Source organism: Ramlibacter sp. AN1133 (assembly GCF_037890035.1).
Taxonomy (GTDB): Bacteria; Pseudomonadota; Gammaproteobacteria; order Burkholderiales; family Burkholderiaceae_C; genus Ramlibacter.
On sequence record NZ_JBBKTQ010000001.1, the window covers coordinates 384,907 to 409,961 of the forward strand.

The 25,055-nt window shown below is 69.3% G+C and carries 27 protein-coding genes and 1 other RNA gene; 5 read left to right on the plus strand and 23 right to left on the minus strand.

The genetic code is table 11. The features are described from left to right. Nucleotides 1–4 precede the first annotated feature (4 nt). The 14 genes from rnpB to WG923_RS01835 all read right to left on the minus strand — a co-directional run bounded on the left by rnpB (nt 5) and on the right by WG923_RS01835 (nt 11,022). Nucleotides 5–410: RNase P RNA component class A (gene rnpB, locus WG923_RS01770), an RNA gene on the minus strand. A 204-nt stretch (nt 411–614) separates the two neighbouring features. After that, the gene (gene htpX, locus WG923_RS01775; RefSeq protein WP_340349189.1) at nt 615–1,484 is read right to left on the minus strand and encodes a protease HtpX; all 870 of its coding nucleotides are present in this window, start codon (nt 1,482–1,484) and stop codon (nt 615–617) included. Nucleotides 1,485–1,555: 71 nt separating this feature from the next. Continuing rightward, the gene (locus WG923_RS01780; protein WP_340349190.1) at nt 1,556–2,326 is read right to left on the minus strand and encodes a DUF3025 domain-containing protein; all 771 of its coding nucleotides are present in this window, start codon (nt 2,324–2,326) and stop codon (nt 1,556–1,558) included. Then, nucleotides 2,326–3,060, minus strand: a complete 735-nt coding sequence (locus WG923_RS01785; RefSeq protein WP_340349191.1) for an NYN domain-containing protein — start codon at nt 3,058–3,060, stop codon at nt 2,326–2,328. Before WG923_RS01785 ends, WG923_RS01780 begins: the two co-directional genes overlap by 1 nt. Beyond that, nucleotides 3,057–4,094: a dihydroorotase gene (pyrC, locus tag WG923_RS01790; RefSeq protein WP_340349192.1), complete on the minus strand. Its 1,038-nt coding sequence runs from the start codon at nt 4,092–4,094 to the stop codon at nt 3,057–3,059. The genes WG923_RS01785 and pyrC overlap by 4 nt, the downstream gene beginning before the upstream one ends. Nucleotides 4,095–4,196: 102 nt before the next feature. Next, on the minus strand, nt 4,197–4,934 hold the full coding sequence (locus WG923_RS01795) for an amino acid ABC transporter ATP-binding protein (RefSeq protein WP_340349335.1): 738 nt from the start codon (nt 4,932–4,934) through the stop codon (nt 4,197–4,199). Nucleotides 4,935–4,966: 32 nt separating this feature from the next. Then, nucleotides 4,967–5,629, minus strand: coding sequence for an amino acid ABC transporter permease (locus tag WG923_RS01800; RefSeq protein WP_340349193.1), 663 nt, complete (start codon nt 5,627–5,629; stop codon nt 4,967–4,969). A gap of 1 nt (nt 5,630) precedes the next feature. Continuing rightward, nucleotides 5,631–6,392, minus strand: a complete 762-nt coding sequence (locus WG923_RS01805; protein WP_340349194.1) for an amino acid ABC transporter permease — start codon at nt 6,390–6,392, stop codon at nt 5,631–5,633. Nucleotides 6,393–6,459: 67 nt separating this feature from the next. Beyond that, nucleotides 6,460–7,347 carry an amino acid ABC transporter substrate-binding protein gene (locus tag WG923_RS01810; RefSeq protein WP_340349195.1) on the minus strand — a complete coding sequence of 296 codons (888 nt, stop codon included), beginning with the start codon at nt 7,345–7,347 and terminating at the stop codon, nt 6,460–6,462. Between the two features lie 157 nt (nt 7,348–7,504). Continuing rightward, the gene (locus tag WG923_RS01815; RefSeq protein ID WP_340349196.1) at nt 7,505–8,452 is read right to left on the minus strand and encodes a LysR substrate-binding domain-containing protein; all 948 of its coding nucleotides are present in this window, start codon (nt 8,450–8,452) and stop codon (nt 7,505–7,507) included. 877 nt (nt 8,453–9,329) lie between these two features. Continuing rightward, a complete protein-coding gene (locus tag WG923_RS01820; protein WP_340349197.1) occupies nt 9,330–9,686 on the minus strand; it encodes a polyhydroxyalkanoate granule-associated phasin in 357 nt (118 codons plus the stop codon). 48 nt (nt 9,687–9,734) lie between these two features. Further along, the gene (locus WG923_RS01825; RefSeq protein ID WP_340349198.1) at nt 9,735–10,151 is read right to left on the minus strand and encodes a VOC family protein; all 417 of its coding nucleotides are present in this window, start codon (nt 10,149–10,151) and stop codon (nt 9,735–9,737) included. Nucleotides 10,152–10,164: 13 nt separating this feature from the next. Beyond that, complete coding sequence (locus tag WG923_RS01830; protein WP_340349199.1) at nt 10,165–10,617, minus strand: metallophosphoesterase family protein; 453 nt, start codon at nt 10,615–10,617, stop codon at nt 10,165–10,167. Nucleotides 10,618–10,623: 6 nt separating this feature from the next. Then, complete coding sequence (locus WG923_RS01835) at nt 10,624–11,022, minus strand: YybH family protein (RefSeq protein ID WP_340349200.1); 399 nt, start codon at nt 11,020–11,022, stop codon at nt 10,624–10,626. A 47-nt stretch (nt 11,023–11,069) separates the two neighbouring features. Here WG923_RS01835 and WG923_RS01840 point away from each other — a divergent pair, with 47 nt between their 5' ends. After that, nucleotides 11,070–12,263 (plus strand): MFS transporter, encoded by a 1,194-nt coding sequence (locus WG923_RS01840; protein ID WP_340349201.1) that lies wholly within the window; start codon nt 11,070–11,072, stop codon nt 12,261–12,263. On the opposite strand, the gene WG923_RS01845 is transcribed toward WG923_RS01840, so the two are convergent. The 5 genes from WG923_RS01845 to WG923_RS01865 all read right to left on the minus strand — a co-directional run bounded on the left by WG923_RS01845 (nt 12,260) and on the right by WG923_RS01865 (nt 15,518). Beyond that, on the minus strand, nt 12,260–12,706 hold the full coding sequence (locus WG923_RS01845; protein WP_340349202.1) for an SRPBCC family protein: 447 nt from the start codon (nt 12,704–12,706) through the stop codon (nt 12,260–12,262). The two genes, WG923_RS01840 and WG923_RS01845, sit on opposite strands and share 4 nt — an antisense overlap. Before the next feature lie 46 nt (nt 12,707–12,752). Then, complete coding sequence (locus tag WG923_RS01850; RefSeq protein ID WP_340349203.1) at nt 12,753–12,974, minus strand: hypothetical protein; 222 nt, start codon at nt 12,972–12,974, stop codon at nt 12,753–12,755. Next, nucleotides 12,971–13,378, minus strand: a complete 408-nt coding sequence (locus tag WG923_RS01855) for a hypothetical protein (protein ID WP_340349204.1) — start codon at nt 13,376–13,378, stop codon at nt 12,971–12,973. Before WG923_RS01855 ends, WG923_RS01850 begins: the two co-directional genes overlap by 4 nt. A gap of 119 nt (nt 13,379–13,497) precedes the next feature. Further along, nucleotides 13,498–15,225 carry a cation acetate symporter gene (locus WG923_RS01860; protein ID WP_340349205.1) on the minus strand — a complete coding sequence of 576 codons (1,728 nt, stop codon included), beginning with the start codon at nt 15,223–15,225 and terminating at the stop codon, nt 13,498–13,500. Next, complete coding sequence (locus WG923_RS01865) at nt 15,222–15,518, minus strand: DUF485 domain-containing protein (protein ID WP_340349336.1); 297 nt, start codon at nt 15,516–15,518, stop codon at nt 15,222–15,224. The genes WG923_RS01860 and WG923_RS01865 overlap by 4 nt, the downstream gene beginning before the upstream one ends. 235 nt (nt 15,519–15,753) lie before the next feature. Between WG923_RS01865 and WG923_RS01870 the strand changes: the two genes are divergently transcribed. Together WG923_RS01870 and WG923_RS01875 are read left to right on the plus strand one after the other, a co-directional pair. Then, nucleotides 15,754–17,568: a DUF294 nucleotidyltransferase-like domain-containing protein gene (locus WG923_RS01870; protein ID WP_340349206.1), complete on the plus strand. Its 1,815-nt coding sequence runs from the start codon at nt 15,754–15,756 to the stop codon at nt 17,566–17,568. 4 nt (nt 17,569–17,572) lie between these two features. After that, complete coding sequence (locus WG923_RS01875; RefSeq protein WP_340349207.1) at nt 17,573–18,229, plus strand: 3'-5' exonuclease; 657 nt, start codon at nt 17,573–17,575, stop codon at nt 18,227–18,229. A 136-nt stretch (nt 18,230–18,365) separates the two neighbouring features. Here WG923_RS01875 and WG923_RS01880 read toward each other — a convergent pair whose 3' ends face one another. The 3 genes from WG923_RS01880 to WG923_RS01890 form a co-directional block, all read right to left on the minus strand. Continuing rightward, nucleotides 18,366–20,390: an ATP-binding protein gene (locus tag WG923_RS01880; protein ID WP_340349208.1), complete on the minus strand. Its 2,025-nt coding sequence runs from the start codon at nt 20,388–20,390 to the stop codon at nt 18,366–18,368. Between the two features lie 127 nt (nt 20,391–20,517). Then, nucleotides 20,518–20,871, minus strand: a complete 354-nt coding sequence (locus WG923_RS01885) for a hypothetical protein (protein ID WP_340349209.1) — start codon at nt 20,869–20,871, stop codon at nt 20,518–20,520. Between the two features lies 1 nt (nt 20,872). After that, on the minus strand, nt 20,873–22,774 hold the full coding sequence (locus WG923_RS01890) for an ABCB family ABC transporter ATP-binding protein/permease (protein ID WP_340349210.1): 1,902 nt from the start codon (nt 22,772–22,774) through the stop codon (nt 20,873–20,875). A 40-nt stretch (nt 22,775–22,814) separates the two neighbouring features. On the opposite strand from WG923_RS01890, the gene WG923_RS01895 reads away from it, so the two are divergent. Further along, a complete protein-coding gene (locus WG923_RS01895) occupies nt 22,815–23,237 on the plus strand; it encodes an acyl-CoA thioesterase (RefSeq protein ID WP_340349211.1) in 423 nt (140 codons plus the stop codon). A 3-nt stretch (nt 23,238–23,240) separates the two neighbouring features. Here the strand turns inward: WG923_RS01895 and WG923_RS01900 are convergent, their stop codons facing one another. Continuing rightward, the gene (locus WG923_RS01900; protein ID WP_340349212.1) at nt 23,241–24,044 is read right to left on the minus strand and encodes a crotonase/enoyl-CoA hydratase family protein; all 804 of its coding nucleotides are present in this window, start codon (nt 24,042–24,044) and stop codon (nt 23,241–23,243) included. 132 nt (nt 24,045–24,176) lie between these two features. Here WG923_RS01900 and WG923_RS01905 point away from each other — a divergent pair, with 132 nt between their 5' ends. Beyond that, nucleotides 24,177–25,052, plus strand: a complete 876-nt coding sequence (locus tag WG923_RS01905; RefSeq protein ID WP_340349213.1) for a branched-chain amino acid ABC transporter permease — start codon at nt 24,177–24,179, stop codon at nt 25,050–25,052. The last annotated feature ends 3 nt before the right edge of the window (nt 25,053–25,055 follow it).

Here is a 25,055-nt window from a genome sequence, read left to right on the forward strand (position 1 = left end):
AAAAGTGTGAAGCCCGCCGATACGCCGGATCCTGTGCGCCCGGTTGCCCGGGCGTGACCGTCATTCATCTGGGCCGGGGGTCGCCCCACCGGCTCGGTGCTACCTACCCGCCAGCTGCCCGCGGGCCACGGGATCGGGAGGGCGGCATGCCGCCCTCCGTGTGCTGGCCTATTTGGTATTGCTGCGCGTAGAGATTGCCCGTTTCACCCGGTCTGCCGCCGCTCCGCGCAGCCCTCGTAGAGGGCTTTGCGTCGGCTTTCGCCGCCGCGACGGCATCCCGACTCGTCTCTGTTGCTCTGATCCTCACCTCGCGGTGGACAGGTGTTACCTGCTACGCTGCCCTGTGCAGTCCGGACGTTCCTCCAGTGCGGCCTTTCGGCGAATGCACCAGCGACGGCCTGGCTTGCTTCACGGAACGATTATCCCCCGACATCCGCAAATGCCGGACAGCCGGACGCAGAGGACGCAAAGGGGACGCAGAGGACGCAAAAAAGATCAGGAAAAAGGAATGACCCCAAATACCTTCACCAGTTTTCTTCTGCGTCCTCTGCGTACCCTTTGCGTCCTCTGCGTCCGGCTGTTGGGTCTTGTTGAGGCCGCCGCCCGCTCCGCCGTTACGCGGCCCGTTGCAGCGCCGCGATGCGTTCCTCGATCGGCGGGTGGGTCGAGAACAGCTTGCCCACGCCGGAGGTGATGCCGAAGGCCTGGATGCTCTTGGGCAGTTCGCCCGGCACCATGCCGCCCAGGCGCGCCAGCGCGTTGATCATCGGCTGCTTGCGGCCCATCAGGTGGGCGGAGCCGCTGTCGGCGCGGAATTCGCGCTGCCGCGAGAACCAGGCCACGATGATCGCCGCCAGGAAACCGAGCAGGATGTCGAGCACGATCGTGGTGATCATGTAGCCGATGCCCGGGCCCGAGCGCTGCTCGCCGCGGCTCAACCAGCCGTCGACCAGGTAGCCGATCACGCGCGAGAGGAACACCACGAAGGTGTTCATCACGCCCTGGATCAGCGTCATGGTCACCATGTCGCCGTTGGCGATGTGCGCCACCTCGTGGCCGATCACGGCCTCGACCTCCTCGCGCGTCATGCCCTGCAGCAGCCCGGTGGACACCGCGACCAGCGCGCTGTTCTTGAAGGCGCCGGTGGCGAAGGCGTTCGGGTCGCCGGGGAAGATGCCGACCTCGGGCATGCCGATGCCGGCCTGGTCGGCGAAGCGGCGGACCGTGTTGACGATCCAGGCTTCATCCGGGCCTTCGGTGCCGGAGATCACCTGCACGCCGGAGCTCCACTTGGCCACCGGCTTGGAGATCAGCAGCGAGATGATCGCGCCGCCGAAGCCCATGATGAGGGCGAACACCAGCAGCGCGCCCAGGTTCAGGCCGTTGGCGGTGAGGTATCGGTTCACGCCGAGGAGGCTGGCGACCACGCCCAGCACCACCACCACCGCAAGGTTGGTCAGCACGAACAGGAAGATGCGTTTCATTGCTTGGAAGACTCCGAAGGGTGGAACACGTTCACCCAGCGCGTCCGACATGAGGCTGGACCAGCCGCAAATCAAGAGCGCGCAGGGCCCGCGGACGTTGTTGTTGTGATGCGTTCTGGCGTCTTGCGTGGACGGAATACGAGAGAGTCATCATAGAAGGAAAAGTTCTCGCTTCCGGCGCACCAGCCGGGCACGCCCAGCACCGGCAGCGGCGTGAAGGGCTTGCCCGCGAGTACTTCCGGCCTGCATTGCGCGGCCAGCCACGCATCGGGATCCTCCCCCGCCTGCAACGCCGGCACCGCGCACCACACGTGCGCGGTGAGCGCCTTGCGGGGCGAGGCCAGCTGCTCCAGCAGTGCGTGGCCGAAGATCGCCAGCCGCGCCTCGCGCCACAGCGGCCGCAGGTCCACGAACAGGCGCCGCCATTCGCGCTCGCGCAGCGCCTGCCACAGCGCGGGCGGCGCCTGCAGCAGCGCGCCGTTCTCGTCGAACACGGTGATGGCGTCGCGCACCGGCCCGCGGCGCGGCGCGATGCCGCTGCGAGCGATCTCCTGCGCCTGCAGCCGGTTGAGCGCGGCCTTCGCCCGCGGGAACGCCAGCCACACCAGCCCGTTGAAGAAGTCGTGCCGGCCGGCTCGCACCGGGCACTGGCCGGACTCCCGGACGAAAAGCTCGTAGGGGGTGCCGAGCGGCAAGGCCTCCTGCGGCACGAAGCGCACCGGCGCGCCGCCGGCGGCGTCCAGCGCCTCGTGCAGGGGCGTGCCGCCCGCCACCGCCTGCGCCACGGCCTCGCCGGGCAGGCGCCAGGGCGCGTACCAGGGCCGGGCCCAGTCGACCTGCATCAGTCCTTCAGGCGCAGGTAGTTGGGCGAGAGCTCCACGTAGGGTGCGTTCTTGCGCAGGAAGGCCGGGCCCGTCGCGCTCTTGCCCATCAGGCCGGCGGCGCGCAGGCGCTTGACGACTTCGTTCATCGCGATCTCGCGTCCCTGGCGGAAGCCGGCTATCGTCTCCAGCACGTCACGCACCGGATCCTCGGGCGGGGGCGGCGCGGCCTTCTTGCGCGCGGGCGCCTTGCGCGCGGCGCGCGCGGGCGCCGGCGCCGACCGGGGTGCGGGGGCGGGGTCTTCGGCGGACGCCCCGGCGCTTTCCACCGCGATCAGCTGGTCGTAGCAGCGGGTGAGGTCGGCGTCGGCCGACTTGCCGCTCTGGGCGAAGCAGATCACCCAGGTGCCGCCCTCGCGCAGCCGCACCGCGAGCGGGGCGAAATCGGCGTCGCTGGAAGCGATCGCCACCACCGGCGGCAGGCGGCCCTCGTGCAGCAGGTCCATCGCGTCGACGACCAGCAGCGCATCGGTGGTGCCCTTGCCGTTGTTCACGAGCGAGCGCACGCCGTTGCGCAGCAGGCAGTCCTTCATGCCGGCCAGCTTCTCGTGGCCGCCGTAGGCGCGGCGCAGCGTCACGCGCCAGCCCTGGTGCGCCATGTGGGTGAAGCACTGTTCGACGGCCGCCGGCGACAGGTTGTCGGCGTCGATCAGGATGGCCGCGGCATCCCCCGCGCGGGCTTCCCGGGCGCTCATTCGACGAACGTCCGCCATGCGAGCATCTCACCCGCGCGCAGCGGCTTCACGTGCGCCTCGCCGAAGGGCAGCTGCTCGGGAACCTGCCAGGGCTGCTTCTTCAGCGTGAGGGTGCCGGCGTTGCGCGGCAGGCCGTAGAAGTCGGCGCCGTGGATGCTCGCGAAGCCTTCCAGCTTGTCGAGCGCGCCGGCCGCCTCGAAGGCCTCGGCGTACAGTTCCATCGCGGAGAACGCGGTGTAGCAGCCCGCGCAGCCGCTGGCGTGCTCCTTCAGCACGGAGGCGTGCGGCGCGCTGTCCGTGCCCAGGAAGAACTTCGGGTTGCCGCTGGTGGCCGCGCCCACCAGCGCCTGGCGGTGCTCCTCGCGCTTGAGGATCGGCAGGCAGTAGTAGTGCGGCCGGATGCCGCCCATGAAGAGAGCGTTGCGGTTGTACAGCAGGTGGTGCGCCGTGATCGTGCCGGCCATGTGAGCGTCCGCTTCCTCCACGTACTGCACGGCCTCGCGCGTGGTCATGTGTTCCAGCACGACCTTCAGCTCGGGGAAGTCGCGCCGCAGCGGGATCAGCACCTTGTCGATGAACACGGCCTCGCGGTCGAAGACGTCCACCGCCGGGTCCGTCACCTCGCCGTGCACCAGCAGCAGGATGCCTTCGCGCTGCATCATGTCCAGCGTGTGGAAGGTGCGCTGCAGGTTGGTCACGCCCATGTCGCTGTTGGTGGTGGCGCCGGCGGGATAGAGCTTCACCGCCACCACGCCCGCCGCCTTGGCGCGCGGGATCTCGCTGGGCGGCAGGTTGTCGGTCAGGTACAGGGACATCAGCGGCTGGAACCCGAAGGCCTTGGGCACGGCGGCGAGGATGCGCTCGCGGTAGTTGTTGGCCATGGCCGCCGTGATGATCGGCGGCTTCAGGTTCGGCATGATCAGCGCGCGGCCGAACTGCGCGGCGGAGTGCCGCACGACCGAGGCCATGGCCGCGCCGTCGCGCACGTGCAGGTGCCAGTCGTCGGGTCGGGTGATGGTGAGCGTTTCGGACATCCGGCGATTGTCCCACTGCGCGTCCCCGCGGCCGCGGCGGACAGACCAAAGTGATCGGGCATTGCCCCCGCTGCGCCGCCGGCCCCGCGCGCGCCCGTCCGCTCAGTGCGACAGGATCTTGTTGAGGAAGTCCTTGGTGCGCGGCTGGCGGGCTTCCATGTTGCCGAAGAATTCGTCCTTGCTGCAGTCCTCCAGCAGCCGGCCGCCGACATCCATGAAGATCACGCGGTTGGCCACCTTGCGGGCGAAGCCCATCTCGTGCGTGACCACCATCATGGTCATGCCTTCCTTGGCCAGGCCGATCATCACGTCGAGCACTTCGCCGACCATCTCGGGGTCGAGCGCCGAGGTGGGCTCGTCGAACAGCATCACGTAGGGGTCCATCGAGAGCGCGCGGGCGATCGCCACGCGCTGCTGCTGGCCGCCCGAGAGCTGGCCCGGGTACTTGTCCTTGTGCGCCATGAGGCCCACGCGATCGAGCATCTTGAGGCCGCGGGCCTTCGCCTCGTCCTGCGAGCGCCCGAGCACCTTCACCTGCGCGATGGTCAGGTTCTCCGTCACCGACAGGTGGGGGAACAGCTCGAAGTGCTGGAACACCATGCCCACGTGGCTGCGCAGCTTGGGCAGGTTGGTCTTCGGGTCGTTCACCTGCACCCCGTTGACGAAGATCTCGCCCTTCTGGATCGGCTCCAGCCCGTTGACGGTCTTGATCAGCGTGGACTTGCCCGAACCCGAGGGCCCGCAGACCACCACCACGTCGCCCTTGTCGATGCGCGCGGTGCAGTCGCTCAGCACCTGCACCGGCCCGTACCACTTGGACACGTTGCGGATGTCGATCATCGGTTGCATATCGCTCATGGCGGACCCTTTTCCTATCGGATGATCGCGATCTTCTGCTGCACGCGCTTGACGATCCACGACAGGCTGAAGCAGATGACGAAGTACAGGACCGCGGCGAGGATGTACGACTCGCGCGGCCGGCTCAGGTTGTTGCCGGCCACCGTGAAGCCGTGCAGCAGGTCGTGCGCCGTGATGATGTAGACCAGCGACGTGTCCTGGAACAGGATGATGGTCTGCGTGAGGAACACGGGGATCATGTTGCGGAAGGCCTGCGGCAGGATCACCAGCCGCATGTTCTGCCCGTAGCTCATGCCCAGGGCCTGCCCCGCATAGACCTGCCCGCGCGAAATCGACTGGATGCCGGCGCGCACGATCTCGCTGAAGTAGGCGGCCTCGAAGGCGACGAAGGTGATCACCGCCGTGAGCTCCGCGCCGATCGGCCGGCCGATGATGAAGGGCACCATCAGGAAGAACCACAGCAGCACCATCAGCAGCGGGATGGAACGCATGCCGTTGACGTACGTGGCCGCCACCAGCTCCAGCGGCTTGATGCCGGACAGGCGCAGCAGCGCCAGCACGGTGCCGAACACGATGCCGCCCAGCGTCGCGACCACGGTGAGCACGAGGCTGAAGTACAGCCCCTGCAGGATGTAGGCCTTGAAGACCTCGGCGGTGAAGACGCTGAAGTCCAGCATCTCAGTGGCCCCCGCCCGTGCTCGCCACGAAGCCGGGCACGCGCACGCGCCTCTCGATGAAGGCCATCACGCGGTTGATGGCGAAGGCGGAGATCACGTACAGCACCGTGACGGCGAGGTAGACCTCGATGCCCCGCGACGTTTCCTCGCCGGCCTGCTGGGCGAAGAAGGTCAGTTCCGTGACCGACACCGCGAACGCCACCGAGGAGTTCTTGAAGATGTTCATCGTCTCGCTGGTCAGCGGCGGCACGATGATGCGGAAGGCCATGGGCAGCAGCACGTAGCGGTAGTACTGCGGCGTCGTGAAGCCCATCGCCATGCCGGCATAGCGCTGCCCGCGCGGCAGCGCCTGGATGCCCGCGCGCACCTGTTCGGCGATGCGCGCCGAGGTGAACAGGCCCAGGCCCATCACCACCAGCAGCAGCTTGGGCGTGTCGGCGAACACGGGGATCAGCACCGGCACCACGTGGTACCAGAGGAAGATCTGCACCAGCAGCGGGATGTTGCGGAAGAACTCGACCCAGACGTTGCCCAGGCGCACCACCATCGGGCTGTCCGGCAGGGTGCGGATGGTGCCGATGATGGACCCCACCACCAGCGCCACCACGAGCGACAGCGCGGCCACCATCACCGTCTGGCCCCAGGCCTGGAGCAGCCAGTCCAGGTAGGTCTGGGTGCCCCTGGCGCCGCCGCTGCCGAAGCAGCCGGCCACGACCGTGCGCTCGATCGTGTCCTGGCAGAAGACCTGCCACTCCATGGCCATGGTCCGTCCTTGCTCGTTGTTGTTGGGGGCGCCGGCCGCGGAGGGCGGCCGGCGCGGACGTCACACTTTACTTGTTGTACTCTTCGGCCGGGGCGTCCGACGGATTCTTCAGCAGGCCCTTCAGCACGCTGCCCATGGGCAGGTTCACGCTGGTGTTCTTCGGCGGGATCGGCGACATGAACCACTTCTTGTACAGCAGGTCGATCTCGCCGGCCTTGATGGCGCCGCGGATGTAGTCGTCCACCGCCTTCTTGAACTTCGTGTCTTCCTTGCGGACCATGATCGCGATCGGCTCGACGTTGAGCGTCTCGCCCACGATCTTGAAGTCCTTCGGGTTCTTGGACGAGGCGATCAGGCCCGCCAGGATGTTGTCGTCCATCACGAAGGCATCGGCGCGGCCGGATTCGAGCAGCAGGAAGCTGTCGGCGTGGTCCTTGCCGTACACCTCGTTGAACTTGATGTTCTGCGCGCGCTTGTTCTTGCGCAGCAGCGCCACGGAGGTGGTGCCGGTGGTGGTGGCCACCGTCTTGTTGTTCAGGTCGGCCACCGACTTGATGTTGGAGTTGGCCTTGACCGCGGTGCGCACTTCGGTCACGTAGGTGGTGAGCGCGAAGGCGACGTCCTTCTGGCGGGCCGCGTTGTTGGTGGTGGAGCCGCACTCGATGTCGACCGTGCCGTTCTGCACCAGCGGGATGCGGTTGGCGGAGGTCACGGCGACGTATTCGACGGCCACGCCGGGCAGCACGGACTTCAGGATGCGCTGGCAGAGTTCCACGTGGTAGCCGGTGAACTGGTTGCCGCCGAGCGTGTAGGCGAGCGGGGCGGAGGATTCCCGCGTGCCCATGACGACCTTGCCGGAGGCCTTGGCCTTGGCGATGGTGTCGTTCAACTGTGCGAAAGCGCCGCTGGCTGCGAGGGCCGAGAGAGCGAAGGCCAGCAGATACTTCTTCTTCATTCAAATCTCCTGTGTTGAAACTGGTACCCGAACCGGAAATTCTAGGCTGGCGCCGACAAGGGGCGGCGGCGGCCGGGGGCGCCGACAGCTTAGGGCCAGCAAGCAGCGCCGGTAAGCAGGGTTTATGCCCGGTAGCATGCCACCGGGCGCGGGGCGGCTACTCCTTCAGCAGCGAGGCGGCCCCGCCCTCGTTCACGAGGAAGTTCCACAGTGCCTGCGCGGTGCCCTTGGGTGCGTGCTTGCCGCCCGGGCGCTCGCGGTAGGCGCGCACGTCCATCGTGACCGTCAGGGTGCCCAGCTCCGCGGGCGCGGCCGGCACCAGCTTGCCGGCGCGCAGTTCCTTCTTGACCGCACTGTAGGGGAGGAATGCGATGCCGTGGCCCTCGACCGCCATCACCTTCAGGCCTTCGGCCATGTCGGTCTCGTACACGCGATCGAGATGGATCGCCGTGCCCGCCTGCTTGAGGAGCAGGTCCGTGACCTGGCCGAGGTAGGCGCCCGGCGCGTAGCCCAGGTAGGGCAGGGGCTGCGCGCTGCGTCCGGGCAGGCGGAACAGCGGCTCGCCGGCCGCGTCGGGCTTGCAGTAGGGCGCGAGCGTTTCCTGTCCCAGCGTCACGACCTCGTAGCGGTCCGCATCGAGCTGCAGCGGCTGCGCGCCCTGGTGGTAGGCGATGAGCACGTCGCAGCTGCCTTCCACCAGCCGCAGGACGGCGTCGTGCACGTTCAGCGCGATCAGGCGGCTCTTGATGGGGCCGAACTTCTCGCGCAGGCTGGACATCCAGGCCGGGAAGAAGGTGAAGGCCAGCGTGTGCGGCACCGCGAATTCGATCACGTCCTGGCCGGCGGAAGCGTGCCCGCGCAGCATGGCGCGGGTGCTTTGCAGCGCCTGCAGCATCTCCAGCGATTGCGCGTAGAGCGTCTCACCGGCGGGCGTGAGGCGGGTGGGATAGGAACTGCGGTCGACGAGGTCGGTGCCGGCCCAGGCCTCCAGGGCCTGGATGCGGCGCGAGAAGGCGGGCTGCGTGACGTGACGCAACTGCGCCGAGCGGCTGAAGCTGCGCGTCTCGGCGAGGCTGACGAAGTCTTCCAGCCATTTGGTTTCCATGGGGCATTATTGCCATGGAGCGGCATCTCGCACACTAGGACGTCGTCCCTCTGCACGTCATCCCCGCGCACGCGAGGATCCAGAGGACGCCGCCATGCGCCTCCGATTGCTTGCCGGGGGCGTCACGACGGCCGGCGCACGGCGCGGGCCCGCGACCGAGCCGCTGGAAGCGGCGTAGTCGTGCGAATGCCCGTACGGTGTCGGTCCGGCGGCTTCGCGCGCCGGACTTCCCCGGAAAATCGGGCCTGCCGGCACGCGCAACATAACTCCCTCCGAGTTTGCGGCGTACCGCAAACTCTCCGGTCAAACAGATGTTGCGAGCATGTCCACGTACGCGAAGCTCACATCGCTGACGCTGTGTAGCTTCGCTGTGCCGGCAGGCCCGATTTTCCGGGCGCCCCCAACGCGGGCCCGCGCCGTGCGCCGGCCGTCGCGACGATGAGCAGTGTCTTCTTTGGCACGACGATGACGGTGCGGTGGCCGGCCGTCCGCGCTTCGCGCCCCCTGGGTTCGCGCCCGAGCGGGAACGACCGGCAGGAGCGGAGGTCCCCTGCAAGGCCCGACGTCGCGGCAGGCGGTGCGCGGTGCGGGACCGCGTTGGTGCTGCCCGAAAAATCGGGCCCGCCGCCGCAGGAGGCTACACAGCGTCAGCGATGTGAGCCTCCGTACGTTTCTGATTGGCGACTTCTGTTTGAACGGAGCGTTTGCCGCGCGCGGCAAACGCGCAGTGAGTTAAGGCGCCGCGGCGGCGGGCCCGATTTTTCGGGGAAGTCCGGCGCGCGAAGCCGCCGGACCTGCACCTTCGCGGTTCCGCACCGCGCACCACCTGCCGCGACGCACCCGGCAGTACTTAGAAGACGGCCCCCCCGGTCAGCGATCAGCGCAGCGACGTCCGCGCCAGCCGGCGCGCGTTCGCCGTCGCCTTCCGGTGCACCGGCGCCATGCCACGCGCCACCACATGGTGCACGTCCAGCAGGGGCACGCGGGCGCCCTGCAACATTGCCATCCAGGCCTTCTGCGTCGCCTCCACCATCGCCCACCCCATGGCGAACCACGATTGCCAGAAGGCATGCACCTTTTCCTGCGCCATGCCGGAGAACTCGCGCTGGTCGCGCGCATTGGGCCACGGGCCGGCGAGGGCCATGCGCGTGAGCCGGTGGGCGACCACCTGCGGCACGGCGACGGCGAGTTCGGTGGCCTGGCGGGCCAGGCGGGGAGAGGAGTGGCTTTTCATGGCCACAGTGTGTGCAAGGGCCATGCCGCACCGTGTCGGCGGAGTTCGTCAGCCGACCGGCGGGCCGGGCGGACCCTTCAGTTCCACGGTGTTGCCCTCGGGGTCGGTGAGGTACATCGAAGGACCCTGCCCTTCGGCACCGAAGCGCTGCGCCACCGGCCCGGGCTCCACGCCGTGCGCGCGCAGATGGGCACGGATCGCCTCGGCATCCCAGGGCTCGACGCGCAGGCAGAAGTGGTCCATGTTGCGGCCTTCTCGCCCCGGCGCCGCCCCGCCGGCGCGGCCGATCTCGCTGTCCACGGGGACCAGGTCGATCAGGCCGCGGCCCGCGCGCAATTGCACCAGCCGGATCTTCTCGTCGATGCGGTGCACCGGGCAGCCCAGCACCTCGCCGTAGAAACGGATCATGGCGTCCACGTCCTTCACGCGCAGGACGAGGTGGTCGATGTCGCGGATGCTGAGCATGGCAGCGGTCCTTTCAGAACAGCACGAGCTTCGCCGTCACGCGGCCCCGCTCCACGATCAGCTCACCCGCCGAGATCGGCAGCTTGAAGCGCCGCGGGCCCGCGCTGCCGGGATTGACGTACAGAACGCCATCACGTTCCTCCACGCGGGGCTTGTGCGAGTGTCCGGTGACCACGGTGGCGGCGCCGCCAGTATCCGGCGCGCGCCCCAGGTCCGCAATGTCGTGGACCACGAGGATGGTCGCGCCGCCGAACCGCAGCAGCTCTTGTTCGCGCAGGCGCTGCGCCCACGCGCCCCTGTCGTTGTTGCCGCGCACCGCGGTGAGCGGTGCAATGCGCGCCAGCTCCTGCAACACGGCCTCGCCGCAGACGTCCCCCGCGTGCACGATGTGGTCGCTGCCGCGCAGGTAGTCCAGCACTTCCGGCCGCAGCAGGTCGTGGGTGTCGGAGACGAGGCCGATGCGCAAGAAGCCTCAGGCGGCTGGCTGCACGGGGACGAGCAGGTTGGCGTCGCGTGCCAGCCGCCAGCGGCCCTGTTCCTTGCGCAGCACGGTCAGCGTGTGCCCCGCCCGCTCCATGGGCGCGCCGCCCGGCGGCGTCACCTTCACCGACAGCCGCGTCCACAGGAAGGCCCAGTCGCCCGCCACCTGCACTTCCTGGATCTCGGCGTCGCCTTCGATGCGCGGCGCCGCGGGAACGGCCTGGGAGCGTGACATGGCCGCGAATTCGTCCCTGCGCATGGGCGGACGCCCCGGCAGCAGGAAGACGACATCCTCCGTGACCAGGTCGAGCACGGTGTCGGTGTCCCCCGCTTTCGAGGCTTCCATCCACGTGCGGATCAGCTCGCGGATCTGCTGTTCGTCCTGGCTCATGGATCCTCCGGAAGGGTCGCGTCAGGCGGCGGCCGTATGCTGAGACCATGAGCACGGCCGTCCCTCGCCACATTCTGCCGGTGATCGTGCTGTCGCAGTTCGCCGCCACCTCGCTGTGGTTCGCCGTGAACGCGGTCATGCCCGACCTGCAGCACGACTGGGGGCTGCCGGCCTCGGCCCTGGGCACGCTCACCTCCGCGGTGCAACTCGGTTTCGTCGCCGGCACGCTGGCCTTCGCGCTGCTGATGCTGGCCGACCGCTTCGCGCCCGGCCGGGTGTTCCTCGCCTGCGCGCTGCTGGGCGCGCTGTGCAACGCCGGCATGCTGCTGGCCGACGGGCGGCTGGGCGTGCTGCTCGCGCTGCGCTTCGCGATCGGCTTCCTGCTGGCGGGCGTGTATCCGGTGGGCATGAAGATCGCCGCGAGCTGGTACCGCGAACGGCTGGGCGCCGTGATGGGCGTGCTGATCGGCGCGCTGGTGCTGGGCACCGCCTTGCCGCACGGGCTGCGCGCCCTGGCCGGGGACGACGGCGGGCTCGCGTTCACGCTGGGCGGGCTCGCGCCGTGGCAGCTGGTCGTCATCGCCGTGTCGGTGCTCGCGGCCGCGGGCGGGCTGGCGACCGCCCTGCTCGTGCCGCCGCATCCGCAGGTGCTGCGCGCCGCGCGCATCACGCCGCGCGCGCTGGGGCTGATCTGGTCCGACCGGCGGGTGCGTGCCTCCGTGTTCGGCTACTTCGGCCACATGTGGGAGCTGTATTCCTTCATCGTGCTGGTGCCCCTGATCCTGGCCACGCGGCTGGCCGGCCGCAGCGTGAGCGCGGGCGCGTTCTGGGCCATCGGCGCCGGCTTCGCCGGCTGCGTGGTCGGCGGATTGCTGGTGCGCCGCGTCGGCAGCGCACGCGTGGCGCAACTGCAGCTGGCGACCAGCGGGGCCTGCTGCCTCGCCGCGCCGGTGATGCTGGTGGCGCCGCTGCCGCTGTTCCTCGCCTGGATGCTGCTGTGGGGCGCGACGGTCTCCGGCGACTCGCCGCAGTTCTCCACGCTCACCGCGCAGAACGCGCCGCCGGCGGTGGTCGGCAGCGTGCTCACCTTCACCAACTGCATCGGCTTCGCGATCTCGGTGGTGAGCATCGAGCTGTTCGTGCGCGCGGCGCAGGCGTGGCCGCTGGCCGTGGTGCTGCCGGCCCTGGGCATCGGGCCGGCCGTGGGGCTCTGGATGCTGTCGCCGCTGATGCGCCGCTAGCCCGGGATTTCCGCCTCGATCAGCTGCTTGAGCAGCGCCAGCGACTCCTGCCATCCCAGGTAGCAGGCCTCGGTGGGGATCACCTCCGGGATGCCTTCCTGCACCACGTCCATCTCGGTGCCGCAGGACACTTCGCGCAGCGTGACGGTCGTGACCATCTGCCCGGGAAGGTGGGGGTCGTCGAAGGCGCTGGTGTAGCGCAGGCGCTCGTTCGGCACCAGCTCGAGGTACTGGCCGCCGAAGGAGTGGCTGTGGCCGGTCGAGAAGTTCGTGAACGACATGCGCCACTTGCCGTCGACGCGCGCATCCATCTGGTGGACCTTGCCCGTGAAGCCGTTGGGCGGCAGCCACTTGGCCATGGCATCGGGATCGAGGAAGGCGCGGTAGAGCCGCTCGGGGCGCGTACGCAGCACGCGGTGCAGTCGGACGGTGTTCGTCGCCATGGTGCCTCCATGTGTGGGGAAGGCATGCTAGCAGCGGGGCGGCGGATCAGCCACCCGCCAGGTTGCGGAACATGTAGCGCAGCAGGGCGGGCCAGAACTCGCCGCTGGCGCTGCCGCGGGCGATCGCCGTGACGTCCGAATAGCCCTTGTGCAGCAGCACGGCGAAGATGCCGATCAGGCCGAGGATCGCCAGCACCTGCAGCAGCCTCTGCCCCGCCGAGGCGAGGCGGTCCTTGGGCGGCGGGCTGCGCGTGCGCTTGCCGCTCATGGCTGCTGCGCCCGCTGGCCCAGCAGGCGCGCGCCCGCGGAGGAAACGACGATGGATGCGACGAGCAGCCACGCGGCCATGGCGCGGAAGCCGCCGAGGCGCATGGCGGTGAGCAAGGCGGCGAGGGTCAACAGCCCGACCACGACACCGAGCGCGGTGACGCGCCGCACGCTGATTCGATAGCGGCGCATCAGCGCGAAGCCCGCGAGCGCCCCGGCCGCGGTGAGGACGAAAGTGGCCCCGTGCAGCGCGCTGCGAAAGACGAAGAACTCCCTCGTGCGGCCGGGCGGCGGCCCCCCCTGGACTCCCAGCGAGACCAGAAGATCGACGGCCAGGCTCACGGCTGTCACCGTGAGCGCGAAGAGCAGCGAACGCAGGACGATGGCGCGGAAGGCGAAGAGCATGTGCGGCGCGCAGGGCTTGGGGGGGCAAGGCCGGACTGTAGCTTGCCACCCCCAACGAAAAAGGGGCACCGCCCTCGCGATGCCCCTTGCCTGCAGAGTTTTCCGCGAACGGAAGACGCTCAGTGCCCCGACGCCCCCGAGGCGCCCAGGCCGGTCTCCGAGCGCACCTGCTGCGCTTCGAACAGGCCACGCTCCTTGGCGGCCTGCGCGCTGCGGTCCAGGATGGAGAACAGCCAGATGCCGAAGAAGCCGATGGCCATCGAGAACAGCGCCGGCGAGGTGTACGGGAACCAGGCGCTGCCTTTCGGGTTGCCGAGCGTGACTTCCCACACCGACGGCGACACCACCGTGAGGCCCACCGAGGAGATCAGGCCCAGGAAGCCGCCGATCACCGCGCCCTTGGTCGTGCAATCCTTCCACAGCACCGACATGAACAGCACCGGGAAGTTGGCCGAGGCCGCGATGGCGAAGGCCAGCGACACCATGAAGGCGATGTTCTGCTTCTCGAACACGATGCCCAGCACCACCGCGACGATGCCCAGGCACACGGTCGTGATGCGCGAGACCTTCAGCTCGGAGGCGCTGTCGGCCTTGCCCTTCTTGAACACGGTGGCGTACAGGTCGTGCGACACCGCCGACGCGCCGGAGAGCGTCAGGCCGGCGACGACCGCCAGGATGGTCGCGAAGGCCACGGCGGAGATGAAGCCGTAGAACACGTCGCCGCCCACGCTCTTGGCCACCAGCACCGCCGCCATGTTGGCCGTGCCCGCGCCGCCCTTGATGATGCCCTTGGAGACATCGGCGAACTCGGGGTTGGTCAGCACCAGCGCGATGGCGCCGAAACCGATGATGAAGATCAGGACGTAGAAGTAGCCGATCCAGGTGGTGGCCCAGAACACGGACTTGCGCGCTTCCTTCGCATCCGGCACCGTGAAGAAGCGCATCAGGATGTGGGGCAGGCCCGCGGTGCCGAACATCAGCGCCATGCCGAAGCTGATGGCGGAGATCGGGTCCTTCACGAAGCCGCCGGGCCGCATGATGGAGCCGCCCACGTCGCCTGCTTCCGCGGCACTCTTGCCGGCCATCGCGGCGATCGCCGTCTTGACTTCCACGCCCTTGGCGAACAGCGCCTCGGGGGAGAAGCCGTACTGCGCCAGCACCATGAAGGCCATGAAGCTCACGCCGGCCAGCAGCAGGCAGGCCTTGATGATCTGCACCCAGGTGGTGGCCGTCATGCCGCCGAACAGCACGTACACCATCATCAGCCCGCCGACCAGCACCACCGCGATCCAGTAGTCGAGGCCGAACAGCAGCTTGATCAGCTGGCCCGCGCCGACCATCTGCGCGATCAGGTAGAACGCCACGACCACCAGCGTGCCGGAGGCCGCGAAGGCGCGGATCGGCGTCTGCTTGAAGCGGTAGCCGGCCACGTCGGCGAAGGTGAACTTGCCCAGGTTGCGCAGCCGCTCCGCCATCAGGAAGGTGATGACGGGCCAGCCCACGAGGAAGCCGATCGAGTAGATCAGGCCGTCGTAGCCGGTGGCCATCACGGCCGCGGAGATGCCGAGGAAGGACGCGGCGGACATGTAGTCGCCCGCGATCGCCAGCCCGTTCTGGAAGCCCGTGATGCCGCCGCCGGCGGTGTAGAAGTCGGCCGCCGAGCGCGTGCGCGCCGCAGCCCACTTGGTGATCCACAGCGTGGCCAGCACGAATGCGGCGAACATGCTGATGGCCGTCCAGTTGGTGGCCTGCTTGGCGGCCTGGCCGGGGCCGTCGCCCGCGGCGAGCGCGGCCAGCGGTGCGGCGAGCGCGGCCAGCGCCGCGAGGATGCGAACGGTGCGCGTCATTTCACTTCTTCCTCGAGGATGGCGCGCGTGAGCGCATCGAATTCGGAGTTGGCCCGGCGCACGTAGTAGCCGGTGATCAGCACGGTGAACACGATCACGCCCATGCCGATCGGAATGCCGAGGGTCGTGACGCCGGCGCCGATGGGCTGCGACAGGAAGGGCTTGTTCCACGCGATCAGCGCGATGTAGCCGTAGTACACGACCATCATCGCGAGCGTCAGCGTCCAGCCGAAGCCGTTGCGCTTGCGGCGCAGTTCCAGGTATTTGGGATTGGCCTTGATGCGCGCGGTCACGTCGTCGAGCCGCTGCTGCGCCTGGGCCGCGGTCGGGCGCCTGGCGCCCGCGCCGGCTGCCGCGCCGATTGCTGTCTCACTCACACTTGTCCCCTTTTGGTTGCGAACGCGCGGAGTGTGGTGAGCGACGCTGACCGCTATCTGACCGCATCCAACGTCTGACGCGAATCTGACGTCGGCCGCCGTTTGAGCCAGCGCAAACGCGAACCGCGGCGAGGCGCGATGATCGCGCTCCGTGGCCGCGTCCTTCGACTTCTCCGTTTCGCCCTTCGACTGTCTCTCCGGCGACGAACAGCGCCTGGTGCGCGACCACGTCGACATCGGCTACTGGCGCGAAGGCGCGACGCTGCTCGCGCCCGACGTGGAGCCCGCGCACCTGTTCGTGGTGATCAAGGGCCGCGTGCAGCAGTTCGACGGCGACGAGCTCGTGGCCACCTACGGCCCCGACGACTGCTTCGACGGCCGCGCCCTCGTCGCCGGCAAGGCGAGCAGCCGCTTCGTCGCGCAGGAGGAGGTGCTCGCGCACCTCATCGCGCGCCAGGCGGTGACCGAACTCATCTCGCGCAACGCCACCTTCGGCGCGCTGCTGTTCGCGGACCTCTCGCACAAGCTCAGCGCGCTGGGCGAGCGTGCCGGCGCGCAGGAGCGGCAGTCGCTCGCGCTCGGGCGCGTGGGCGAGGCCTACCTGCGGCCCGCGCACGTCGTAGACGCGGACGACGACGTGGTGTCCGTCGTGCGCGTCTTCCAGGCGCGCCACACGGGCACCGTGCTCGTGCGCGACACGCGCACCGATCCGCCGCGCACCGGCGTGTTCACCACCACGGGCCTGCAGCGCGCGGTGCTGCGCGGCGCCCCGCTCGCGCAGCTGCCCGTGCGCGAGTTCGCCACCTTCGCGCTCGTCACCGTGCGGCCGCAGGACTCGATGGTCGAGGCGCTCGCGCTGATGATCCGCCACCAGGTGCACCGGCTCGTGGTGATGGACGGCGAGCGCATCATCGGCTTCCTCGAACAGCTCGACCTGCTCAGTTTCCTGTCGAACCACTCGTACCTGATCTCGGTGCAGATCGTGCAGGCCGAGGACATCCCCGCCCTCGCGCGCGCGGCCGAACAGATCACGCGCCTGACCACGCTGCTGTGGCGCGGCGGCGCGAAGGTGGGCGCGATCGCGCGGCTGGTGGGCGAGCTCAATGCCAAGCTGTTCGAGCGCGCCTGGCAGCTCATCGCACCGCCCGACCTGTTCGCCAACAGCTGCCTGTTCGTGATGGGCAGCGAGGGCCGCGGCGAGCAGCTGCTCAAGACCGACCAGGACAACGGCCTGGTGCTGCGCGACGGCTACGAATGCCCGCACGACCTGGCCGCGATCTGCCAGCGCTTCTCGGAAGCCCTCACGGCCTTCGGCTACCCCGAGTGCCCGGGGCGGATCATGGTCAGCAACCCGCAGTGGTGCCAGCCCGCGCATGCCTTCGGCCAGACGGTGCGCCGCTGGCTGGTGATGCCCGACGCGGAAAGCCTGATGGCGCTGGCCATCTTCATCGACGCGCGCGCGGTCTGCGGCGACCCGCTCCTGCTCGCGCAGGTGCGCGCCGAGGTGGACCGGCTGCTCACCGACAGCGACGCGCTGATGGCACGCTTCGCCGCGGCGATCGACGCCTTCGAGCAGGAGAGCGGCTGGTGGAACCGCCTGTTCTTCATGGCCGACAGCAACACGATGGACCTGAAGAAGGCCGGCATCTTTCCGCTGGTGCACGGCGTGCGCAGCCTGGCGCTGGAAGCGCGGCTCGCGTGCACCAACACGGTGGAGCGCGTCGAGGCGCTGTGCGCCATGGGGCGGCTGCCGGCGAACGTCGGCGCGGAGCTGGTGGAAAGCCTCTACTTCCTCATGGGCCTGAAGCTGCAGGCCGGCCTCGACGCCGGCGACAGCGGCAACGGACGCATCATCCACGTGGAGTCGCTCTCGCCGCTGCAGCGCGACCTGCTCAAGGACGCCCTGGCCGCGGTCAAGCGCTTCAAGGCGATGCTGCGGCACCGCTACCGCCTGGACATGATGTGAGCGCATGACGACGCTGTCGCCCCTGCACTGGCTGCGCGCCCTCAAGCGCGAGTGGCTGCTCTACCACCTGGGCGACGAGCGCTTCCGCTTCATGTGGGATGCGCCGCCTCCCGGCGAATGGGTGGCGCTCGACTGCGAGACCACCGGCCTGAACGTGCACCGCGACGAGATCATCTCCGTGGGCGCCGTGCGCATCGTGGGCGACCGCATCCTCACCAGCGAGCGGCTGGAGCTGCTGGTGCGCCCGAGCAAGCGCCGCATCTCCGCCGACAGCGTGCGCGTGCACGGCCTGCGCGAGCGCGACGTGGTGGAGGGCATGGATCCGGACGAGGCGATGATGGCGCTGATGCGCTTCATCGGCAGCCGTCCGATCGTGGGCTACTACCTCGAGTTCGACCTGGCGATGATCCACCGCGCGATCTTCCCGCTGCTGGGCATGGGCCTGCCGCAGCCGAAGATCGAGGTGTCCGAGATGTTCTACGACTGGAAGCGGCGCCAGCTGCCGCCGTACTACGAACCGGCGCAGATCGACCTGCGCTTCGCCACCGTGATGCAGACGCTGGACCTGCCGATGGAGGCGGCGCACGATGCGCTCGCCGACGCGGTGATGGCGGCGCTGGCCTTCGTGAAGCTGCGGCACCTGCTGGGGGAGACCGCGTAGGCCGCGTAGGCTGGCGGTGAGCGAAAGCGGAACCCCAGCGCTGGGCGGCCGGTGACGCCGGGAAAGCTGGGGTTCGCGCTGCTCACCTTCCCCGGCCGACGGCCGGGCCAGCCTACCGGAGGCAACGACAACAGGGCTAGATCTCGCCCAGCTTGGCCGGATCCACCGGCTTGGTCCAGTGATCGTCGAAGCCCGCCGCGGCGGCGCGGGCCTTGTCCTCCTTCTGGCCCCAACCGGTCAGCGCCACCAGCCGCACCGCGTGCTCGGCGCGGCTGCGGATCCTGCGCGCCACTTCGTAGCCGTCCATGTCGGGCAGGCCGATATCGAGCAGCACCACCTCGGGCCTGAATTCCTCGAAGCGCGCCAGCGCCCCCATGCCGTCGTGCGCGGTGCGCGGGTCGTGGTCCATCAGCTCCAGCAGCTGCGACAGCGTTTCGGCCGCGTCCGCGTTGTCGTCGACGACCAGCACCCTCTTGGCGCTGCGGGCCTGCGCCGCTTCCTCGCCGGGGACGACCTCCACCACGACATCCTGCGCCGACGGCAGCGACACCGTGAAGCGGCTGCCCCGGCCGGCGCCCGCGCTCTGCGCGGTGATGCGGCCCTCGTGCATCTGCACCAGCCCCTTGACCAGGAACAGGCCGATGCCCAGGCCCTGCTGCTCCAGCGCGGCGGCGCGGGGCGCCTGCGTGAACAGCTCGAACATCCTCGGCAGCAGTTCCGGGGCGATGCCCGCCCCCGAGTCCGAGACGCTGACTTCGACGGTGCCTTCGCCGAGCTCCATGCGCACCTCGATGCGCCCCTTCTCCGGCGTGTACTTCGCCGCGTTGTTCAGGAGGTTGGCGAAGACCTGCGTCAGGCGCACGGCGTCGCCGCGCACGAGGGCGGGTTCGCCGGGCAGTTCCACCGTGAGCGAGTGCCGGCGCCGGTCGATCAGCGGCTGGCAGGTCTCCACGGCGGCGCGCAGCGCGTCGCGCAGGTCCAGCGGCTCGCGCTTGAGTTCGATTTTGCCGGAGTTGATGCGGGCCAGGTCCAGCAGGTCGTCCACCAGCCGCGTGAGATGCGTCGTCTGCCGGCGCAGGATGCTCAGGGCCTGCGGCAGCAGCTTCCGGGGCTCTTCGGCGCGCGCCAGCAGCTCGAGGCTGTTGACGATCGGCGCGAGCGGGTTGCGCAACTCGTGCGCCAGCGTGGCGAGGAACACGTCCTTGGCGGCGTCGGAGCTGCGCAAGGTGTCCAGCAGCTCCGCGTTCTGGATCGCGACGGCCGCCCGCGCGGCGAGGTCCGTGGCGTGCAGCAGGTCGCGCTCGGTGAACACGCGGCGCGAGTCGGAGGTGATGAACGACATCACGCCCAGGACCGTTCCGTGCGACAGCAGCGGAACGCCCATGTACGAGTGCAGCCCCAGCGAGCGGACGGCCTCCCGGTACGCGCCGTCGCCTATGCTCGCTTCCAGCATCTGCGGCGTGATCACCGGCACCAGCTCCGGGCGGCCGGTGCGCACGATGTTCCAGGCACCGCCCGGCGCGGCCGGGTCCGGCGGATAGCGCTCGTGCAGCTCGTGGGCGAGCCGCACCTTGGCCTCGTCGACGTGCGCGACGGCCACGCGCTCGAAGCGGTTGCCGCCTTCGAGCATGTCCACGGCACACCAGTCGGCGAAGTGGGGCACGGCGAGGCGCGCGATGCGCTGCATCGTGGCGGGGGAATCGGTCAGCGCCGCAAGCTCGGCGCTCGCCTGCGCCAGGAAGTGGAGGTCGGCCTCCTCGGCCTTGCGCTCGTCGATGTTCACGCACACGCCGGTCATCAGGTCGGGGTGGCCGGCCTCGTCGCAGAGCGTGGTTCCGTTGCCTTGCAGCCAGTGCACCGTGCCGTCGGGCCACACGACCCGGTACTGGACGGCATGGTCGCTGCACGACCGGACCGCCTCCTCGATCTGCCGGCGCAGCGGCTCGCGATCCTCCGGGTGGACCAGCGAAAGATATTCCTGCGGCAGGCCCTCCTCCGGGCGCAGTCCGTGCAGGCTGAACATTTCGGGAGACCACCAGCGCTGGCCGGCGCCCAGGTCCCATTCCCAGGCGGCCATGCGCCCTGCCCGCAGCGCCAGCTGCAGGCGCTTTTCGAGGCGGCGACGGTCGCGGCCGAGCAAACGGCTGAGGGAATCGAACATGGAGGCCCATTCTTCGCAGCCTCAGCCGGCCTGCCTTGTCCGACAGGGTCGACAAAATGCCGAGGCGTTCGGCGCAGAGCCAAGGGGCCTGCCCGGCCGTGCGCGACCCCGTGTGCGGCCGGCAGGCTCAGCCGCTGCGGCGCACTTCCATCAGCCCGTGCTGCGTCGCGTGCTCGTACACCTTCGCATCGCGCGTGGCCATGTGCAGCAGGATCTGCGGCGCCTGCCACATCAGCAGGCGGTGGAACACCACGCCGGTGGCGACCATCAGCCCGCCCGTCCAGCGGGCGCCGAGCAGCGCCAGGGCGATGCCGAGGCCGATCAGCGGCATCAGCAGCACGACCAGCAGCAGCCGCTGCGCGACGAAGCGGCGCGCCAGCTTGGGATCGACGATCACGCGCAGGCGCCCGGCGGGCAGGCCCGCGCGGAATTCCTCGAACGCCACGTATTCGGCGAAGTCCGTTGGGTCACCCGCGGCCAAGCTACATCCCCAAGGTTTCGGTGAAATTCTCGGCGTCGGCGCTCTGCTGCAGGGCCCACATGTCGGCATAGCGGCCGCCGAGGGCCAGCAGTTCCTGGTGGGTGCCGCGTTCGACGATGCGGCCGCCGTCCATCACCAGGATCTCGTGCGCATCGACCACCGTGGAGAGGCGGTGCGCGATCACCAGCGTGGTCTTGTTCTGCGCCGCGCTCCTGAGCTCCGCCTGGATCGCCCGTTCGTTGGCGCTGTCCAGCGCCGAGGTGGCTTCGTCGAAGATCAGGATCGGCGGGTCCTTCAGCAGCGTGCGGGCGATCGCCACGCGCTGCTTCTCCCCGCCCGAGAGCTTCAGGCCGCGCTCGCCCACCATGGTCTGGTAGCCCCTGGGCGTGGAGGCGATGAAGTCGTGGATGCGCGCGGCGCGCGCGGCCTCCTCCACCTCCGCGCGGCTGGCGCCGGGGCGGCCGTAGGCGATGTTGTATTCCACCGTGTCGTTGAACAGCACCGTGTCCTGCGGAACGATGCCGATCGCCTGCCGCACGCTGGCCTGCGTGACCTCGCGGATGTCGTGGCCGGCGATGGTGATGCGGCCCTGCTGCACGTCGTAGAAGCGGTACAGCAGGCGGGCCAGCGTCGACTTGCCGGCGCCCGACGGGCCGACCACCGCCACCGTCTTGCCGGCGGGGATCTCGAAGGAGACGTCGCGCAGGATGGGGCGGGCGGGGTCGTAGTGGAAGCCGACGTGCTCGAAGCGGACGGTCCATTGCGAGGCCGAAGCGCCCCCGCCCCAGCCCTCCCCCGCAGGGGGAGGGAGCAAGGCGGGGAGCGGCTGCGCGCCCGGCCGGTCGGCCACCTCGCGTTCGCGCTCCATCAGCACGAACATCTTGTCCAGGTCGGTCAGGCTCTGCTTGATCTCGCGGTACAGCACGCCCAGGAAGTTCAGCGGGATGTACAGCTGGATCATGAAGCCGTTGACCATGACCAGGTCGCCCAGCGTCATGCGGCCGTCGACCACGCCCAGCGTCGCGCGCCACAGCATCGCCACCAGGCCGACGCCGATGATCATCTGCTGGCCCGTGTTCAGCAGCGACAGCGTGGTCTGGCTCTTCAGCCGCGCGCGGCGCAGGCGCTCCAGGCTCTGGTCGTAGCGCTTCGCCTCGAAGTCCTCGTTGTTGAAGTACTTGACCGTCTCGTAGTTCAGCAGCGAGTCGACCGCCTTGGTGTGCGCGGCCGAATCGAACTCGTTGGCCTCGCGGCGGAACTGCGTGCGCCACTCGGTCACGGTCACGGTGAAGGCGATGTAGACGACCAGCGCCGTGGCCGTGATCCAGGCGAACCAGGCGTCGAACTTCACGGCGAGGATGCCCAGCACCAGCGCCACCTCGATCAGGGTGGGCACGATGCTGTAGAGGGAGTACGAGATCAGCGACTCGATGCCGCGCACGCCGCGCTCGATGTCGCGCGTCATCCCGCCGGTCTGGCGTTCCAGGTGGAAGCGCAGCGACAGGGCATGCAGGTGCCGGAAGGTCTCCAGCGCGATGCTGCGGGCCGCGCCCTGCGTGGCCTTGGCGAACACCAGTTCGCGCAGTTCGGTGAACAGCGAGGTGGACAGGCGCAGCAGCCCGTAGGTCACCAGCAGCCCCACCGGCACCACCAGCATCGCGCCGGCGCTGCCCGGCTTGACGTTCATGGCGTCCACCAGTTCCTTGAGCAGCATCGGCACGCCGACGTTGGCGACCTTGGCGCAGATCACGAAGGCCAGCGCCGCGAACACGCGCCACTTGTACTGCCACAGGTAGGGGAACAGGCGCCGCAGGGTGGCCCAGTCGGAGCGGCCCGGCCGCGGCGCATTGGCCGCGGCCGTGGGAGGGGGGAGGGAGGAAGACAATTCGCCGCCGCGGCGCATGGGGGACAATCCGTTCAAACGTATCCGACAGATTGTGCCCATGTCCGCAAAACCAAGTGACGCCCTGCCCCCGCACGGCCCGGCCACCCCCCCGAGCGACAAGGAACTGGTGCTCAAGGTGATCCCCATGCCGGCGGACACCAACGGCAACGGCGACATCTTCGGCGGCTGGGTCATGGCCCAGGTCGACCTCGCCGGCTCCATCCTGCCGGCGCGCATCATCCGCGGCCGCATGGCCACCGTCGCGGTCAAGGAATTCGTGTTCAAGCAGCCCGTGCGCGTGGGCGACATCCTGAGCCTGTATTCCTCGGTGACGCGCATCGGCCGCACCTCGGTGACGGTGGACGTCGAGGTCTTCGCCGAACGCTTCCAGCGCCAGGGCGCCTTCGTGAAGGTGACGGAAGCGCTGGTGACCTACGTGGCCATCGACGACAACGGCAAGCCCAAGCCGATCGTCCGCTAGGGTTCAGAACTTGCCGTGCCGCCCCTCGCCGGCGGCGAAGCGGGCGGCGCCCTCCAGGCCCTCCGCCATGCGTTCGCGGCTGCGCTCCCATTCGCAGCGCAGCGCCTCGGGCAAGGTCTTGCCCCATTGTTCGTACGCGTTCATGCGGTCGGCGCGCATCGTCTCCTGCGGAAACGCCGCCAGTTGCCGCGCCAGCGCGATCGCTTCCTCGCGCGCGGCACCCCGCGGCACCACGCGGTTCGCGAGCCCGATGCGCAGCGCCTCCGCGGCATCCACCTTGCGGCCGGTGAGGATCAGGTCCATGGCGTGCCCCATGCCGACCAGCCGCGGCAGCCGCACGGTGCCGCCGTCGATCAGCGGCACGCCGAAGCGGCGGCAATAGACGCCGAAATACGCGTCCTCCTCCATCACCCGCAGGTCGCACCACAGGGCGAGCTCCATGCCGCCGGCGACGGCGGCGCCGGCCACGGCGGCGATGACGGGCTTGGACAGCAGCAGGCGCGTGGGCCCCATGGGGCCGGCCTGGCGCGGCGCGGCGGGGTCGAAAGCGAGTTGCGCCACCAGTTCGCCGGCGCCACCCTGCTGCGCGGCGCGCGCTCCATGCTGCAGGTCCCAGCCGGCGCAGAAGTGCCCGTGGGCGCCATGGAACACGGCGACGCGCGCCGCGGGATCCTCCTCGAAGGCGAGGAAGGCCTCGTGCAGCCGGCGCGCGGTGTCGGCATCGACGGCATTGCGCACCTGCGGCCGCTCGAGCGTGACGACCGTGACGCGGTCGAGTGTCTCCACATGTACGGCAGGGACGTCCATGACATCCGATTAGACCGCAGCCACCGTGCGTCCGCCACCGGGCCTCCTTGGGGCGAACCCTGTGTGCCGCATCGGGGCCCGCCGCTATAAAACATTTCCGTCGCAACGCTTCGGCGGAAAGGAGCAGCGCAGGTGCAGTTCCTCCAGCTGGCCATCGGCGGCATCGCCCAGGGCTGCATCTATGGCCTGATCGCGCTCGGCTTCGTCCTGATCTACAAGGCGACGGAAACGGTCAGCTTCGCGCAGGGCGAGCTGATGATGCTCGGCGCCTTCCTCGGCCTGGCCGCCATGGGCAGCCTGGGCCTGCCGTTCTGGGCCGCGGTGCCGAGCGCCATCGCCGTGATGGCCCTGTTCGGCCTGCTGCTGGAGCTGGTGGTGATCCGGCCCATCCTCGGCCAGCCCGCGTTTTCCATCGTGATGCTCACGATCGGCATCGGCTACGTGGCGCGCGGCCTGGTCACGATGCTCCCCGGCATCGGCACCGAGACGCACACGATGCCCGTCCCCTACAAGGACCAGATCTGGAAGCTCGGCGGCCTGGTGCTGAACGTCGAACAGATGGTGGTGATCGCGGCCACCGCGGTTCTGTGCGCCCTGCTCTATGCCGTGTTCCGCTACAGCAAGGTCGGCATCGCGATGCAGGCCGCGTCGCAGAACCAGCTCGCCGCGTACTACATGGGCATTCCCGTGAAGCGGCTCAACACCCTCGCCTGGGCGCTGGCGGCGGGCGTGGCGGCCGTCGCGGGCCTGCTGCTCGCGCCCATCACCTTCGTGCACGCGAACATGGGCTTCATCGGCCTGAAGGCCTTCCCCGCCGCCGTGGTGGGCGGCTTCGGCAGCCTGCCCGGCGCGATCGCCGGCGGCCTGGTGATCGGCGTGGTGGAGTCGCTCTCGGGCTTCTACCTGCCGGAGGGCTTCAAGGACACGGCGCCCTACATCGTGGTGCTGGTGGTGCTGGTGGTGCTGCCGAACGGGCTGTTCGGCGAGAAGCTGCGAAAGAAGGTATGAAGG

Coding starts and splice junctions, on each gene's coding strand:
- htpX (WP_340349189.1), bottom strand. CDS start 1,484: ATGAAACGCATCTTCCTGTTCGTGCTGACCAACCTTGCGGTGGTGGTG.
- WG923_RS01780 (WP_340349190.1), bottom strand. CDS start 2,326: ATGCAGGTCGACTGGGCCCGGCCCTGGTACGCGCCCTGGCGCCTGCCC.
- WG923_RS01785 (WP_340349191.1), bottom strand. CDS start 3,060: ATGAGCGCCCGGGAAGCCCGCGCGGGGGATGCCGCGGCCATCCTGATC.
- pyrC (WP_340349192.1), bottom strand. CDS start 4,094: ATGTCCGAAACGCTCACCATCACCCGACCCGACGACTGGCACCTGCAC.
- WG923_RS01795 (WP_340349335.1), bottom strand. CDS start 4,934: ATGATCGACATCCGCAACGTGTCCAAGTGGTACGGGCCGGTGCAGGTG.
- WG923_RS01800 (WP_340349193.1), bottom strand. CDS start 5,629: ATGCTGGACTTCAGCGTCTTCACCGCCGAGGTCTTCAAGGCCTACATC.
- WG923_RS01805 (WP_340349194.1), bottom strand. CDS start 6,392: ATGGCCATGGAGTGGCAGGTCTTCTGCCAGGACACGATCGAGCGCACG.
- WG923_RS01810 (WP_340349195.1), bottom strand. CDS start 7,347: ATGAAGAAGAAGTATCTGCTGGCCTTCGCTCTCTCGGCCCTCGCAGCC.
- WG923_RS01815 (WP_340349196.1), bottom strand. CDS start 8,452: ATGGAAACCAAATGGCTGGAAGACTTCGTCAGCCTCGCCGAGACGCGC.
- WG923_RS01820 (WP_340349197.1), bottom strand. CDS start 9,686: ATGAAAAGCCACTCCTCTCCCCGCCTGGCCCGCCAGGCCACCGAACTC.
- WG923_RS01825 (WP_340349198.1), bottom strand. CDS start 10,151: ATGCTCAGCATCCGCGACATCGACCACCTCGTCCTGCGCGTGAAGGAC.
- WG923_RS01835 (WP_340349200.1), bottom strand. CDS start 11,022: ATGAGCCAGGACGAACAGCAGATCCGCGAGCTGATCCGCACGTGGATG.
- WG923_RS01840 (WP_340349201.1), top strand. CDS start 11,070: ATGAGCACGGCCGTCCCTCGCCACATTCTGCCGGTGATCGTGCTGTCG.
- WG923_RS01845 (WP_340349202.1), bottom strand. CDS start 12,706: ATGGCGACGAACACCGTCCGACTGCACCGCGTGCTGCGTACGCGCCCC.
- WG923_RS01850 (WP_340349203.1), bottom strand. CDS start 12,974: ATGAGCGGCAAGCGCACGCGCAGCCCGCCGCCCAAGGACCGCCTCGCC.
- WG923_RS01855 (WP_340349204.1), bottom strand. CDS start 13,378: ATGCTCTTCGCCTTCCGCGCCATCGTCCTGCGTTCGCTGCTCTTCGCG.
- WG923_RS01860 (WP_340349205.1), bottom strand. CDS start 15,225: ATGACGCGCACCGTTCGCATCCTCGCGGCGCTGGCCGCGCTCGCCGCA.
- WG923_RS01875 (WP_340349207.1), top strand. CDS start 17,573: ATGACGACGCTGTCGCCCCTGCACTGGCTGCGCGCCCTCAAGCGCGAG.
- WG923_RS01880 (WP_340349208.1), bottom strand. CDS start 20,390: ATGTTCGATTCCCTCAGCCGTTTGCTCGGCCGCGACCGTCGCCGCCTC.
- WG923_RS01890 (WP_340349210.1), bottom strand. CDS start 22,774: ATGCGCCGCGGCGGCGAATTGTCTTCCTCCCTCCCCCCTCCCACGGCC.
- WG923_RS01895 (WP_340349211.1), top strand. CDS start 22,815: ATGTCCGCAAAACCAAGTGACGCCCTGCCCCCGCACGGCCCGGCCACC.
- WG923_RS01900 (WP_340349212.1), bottom strand. CDS start 24,044: ATGGACGTCCCTGCCGTACATGTGGAGACACTCGACCGCGTCACGGTC.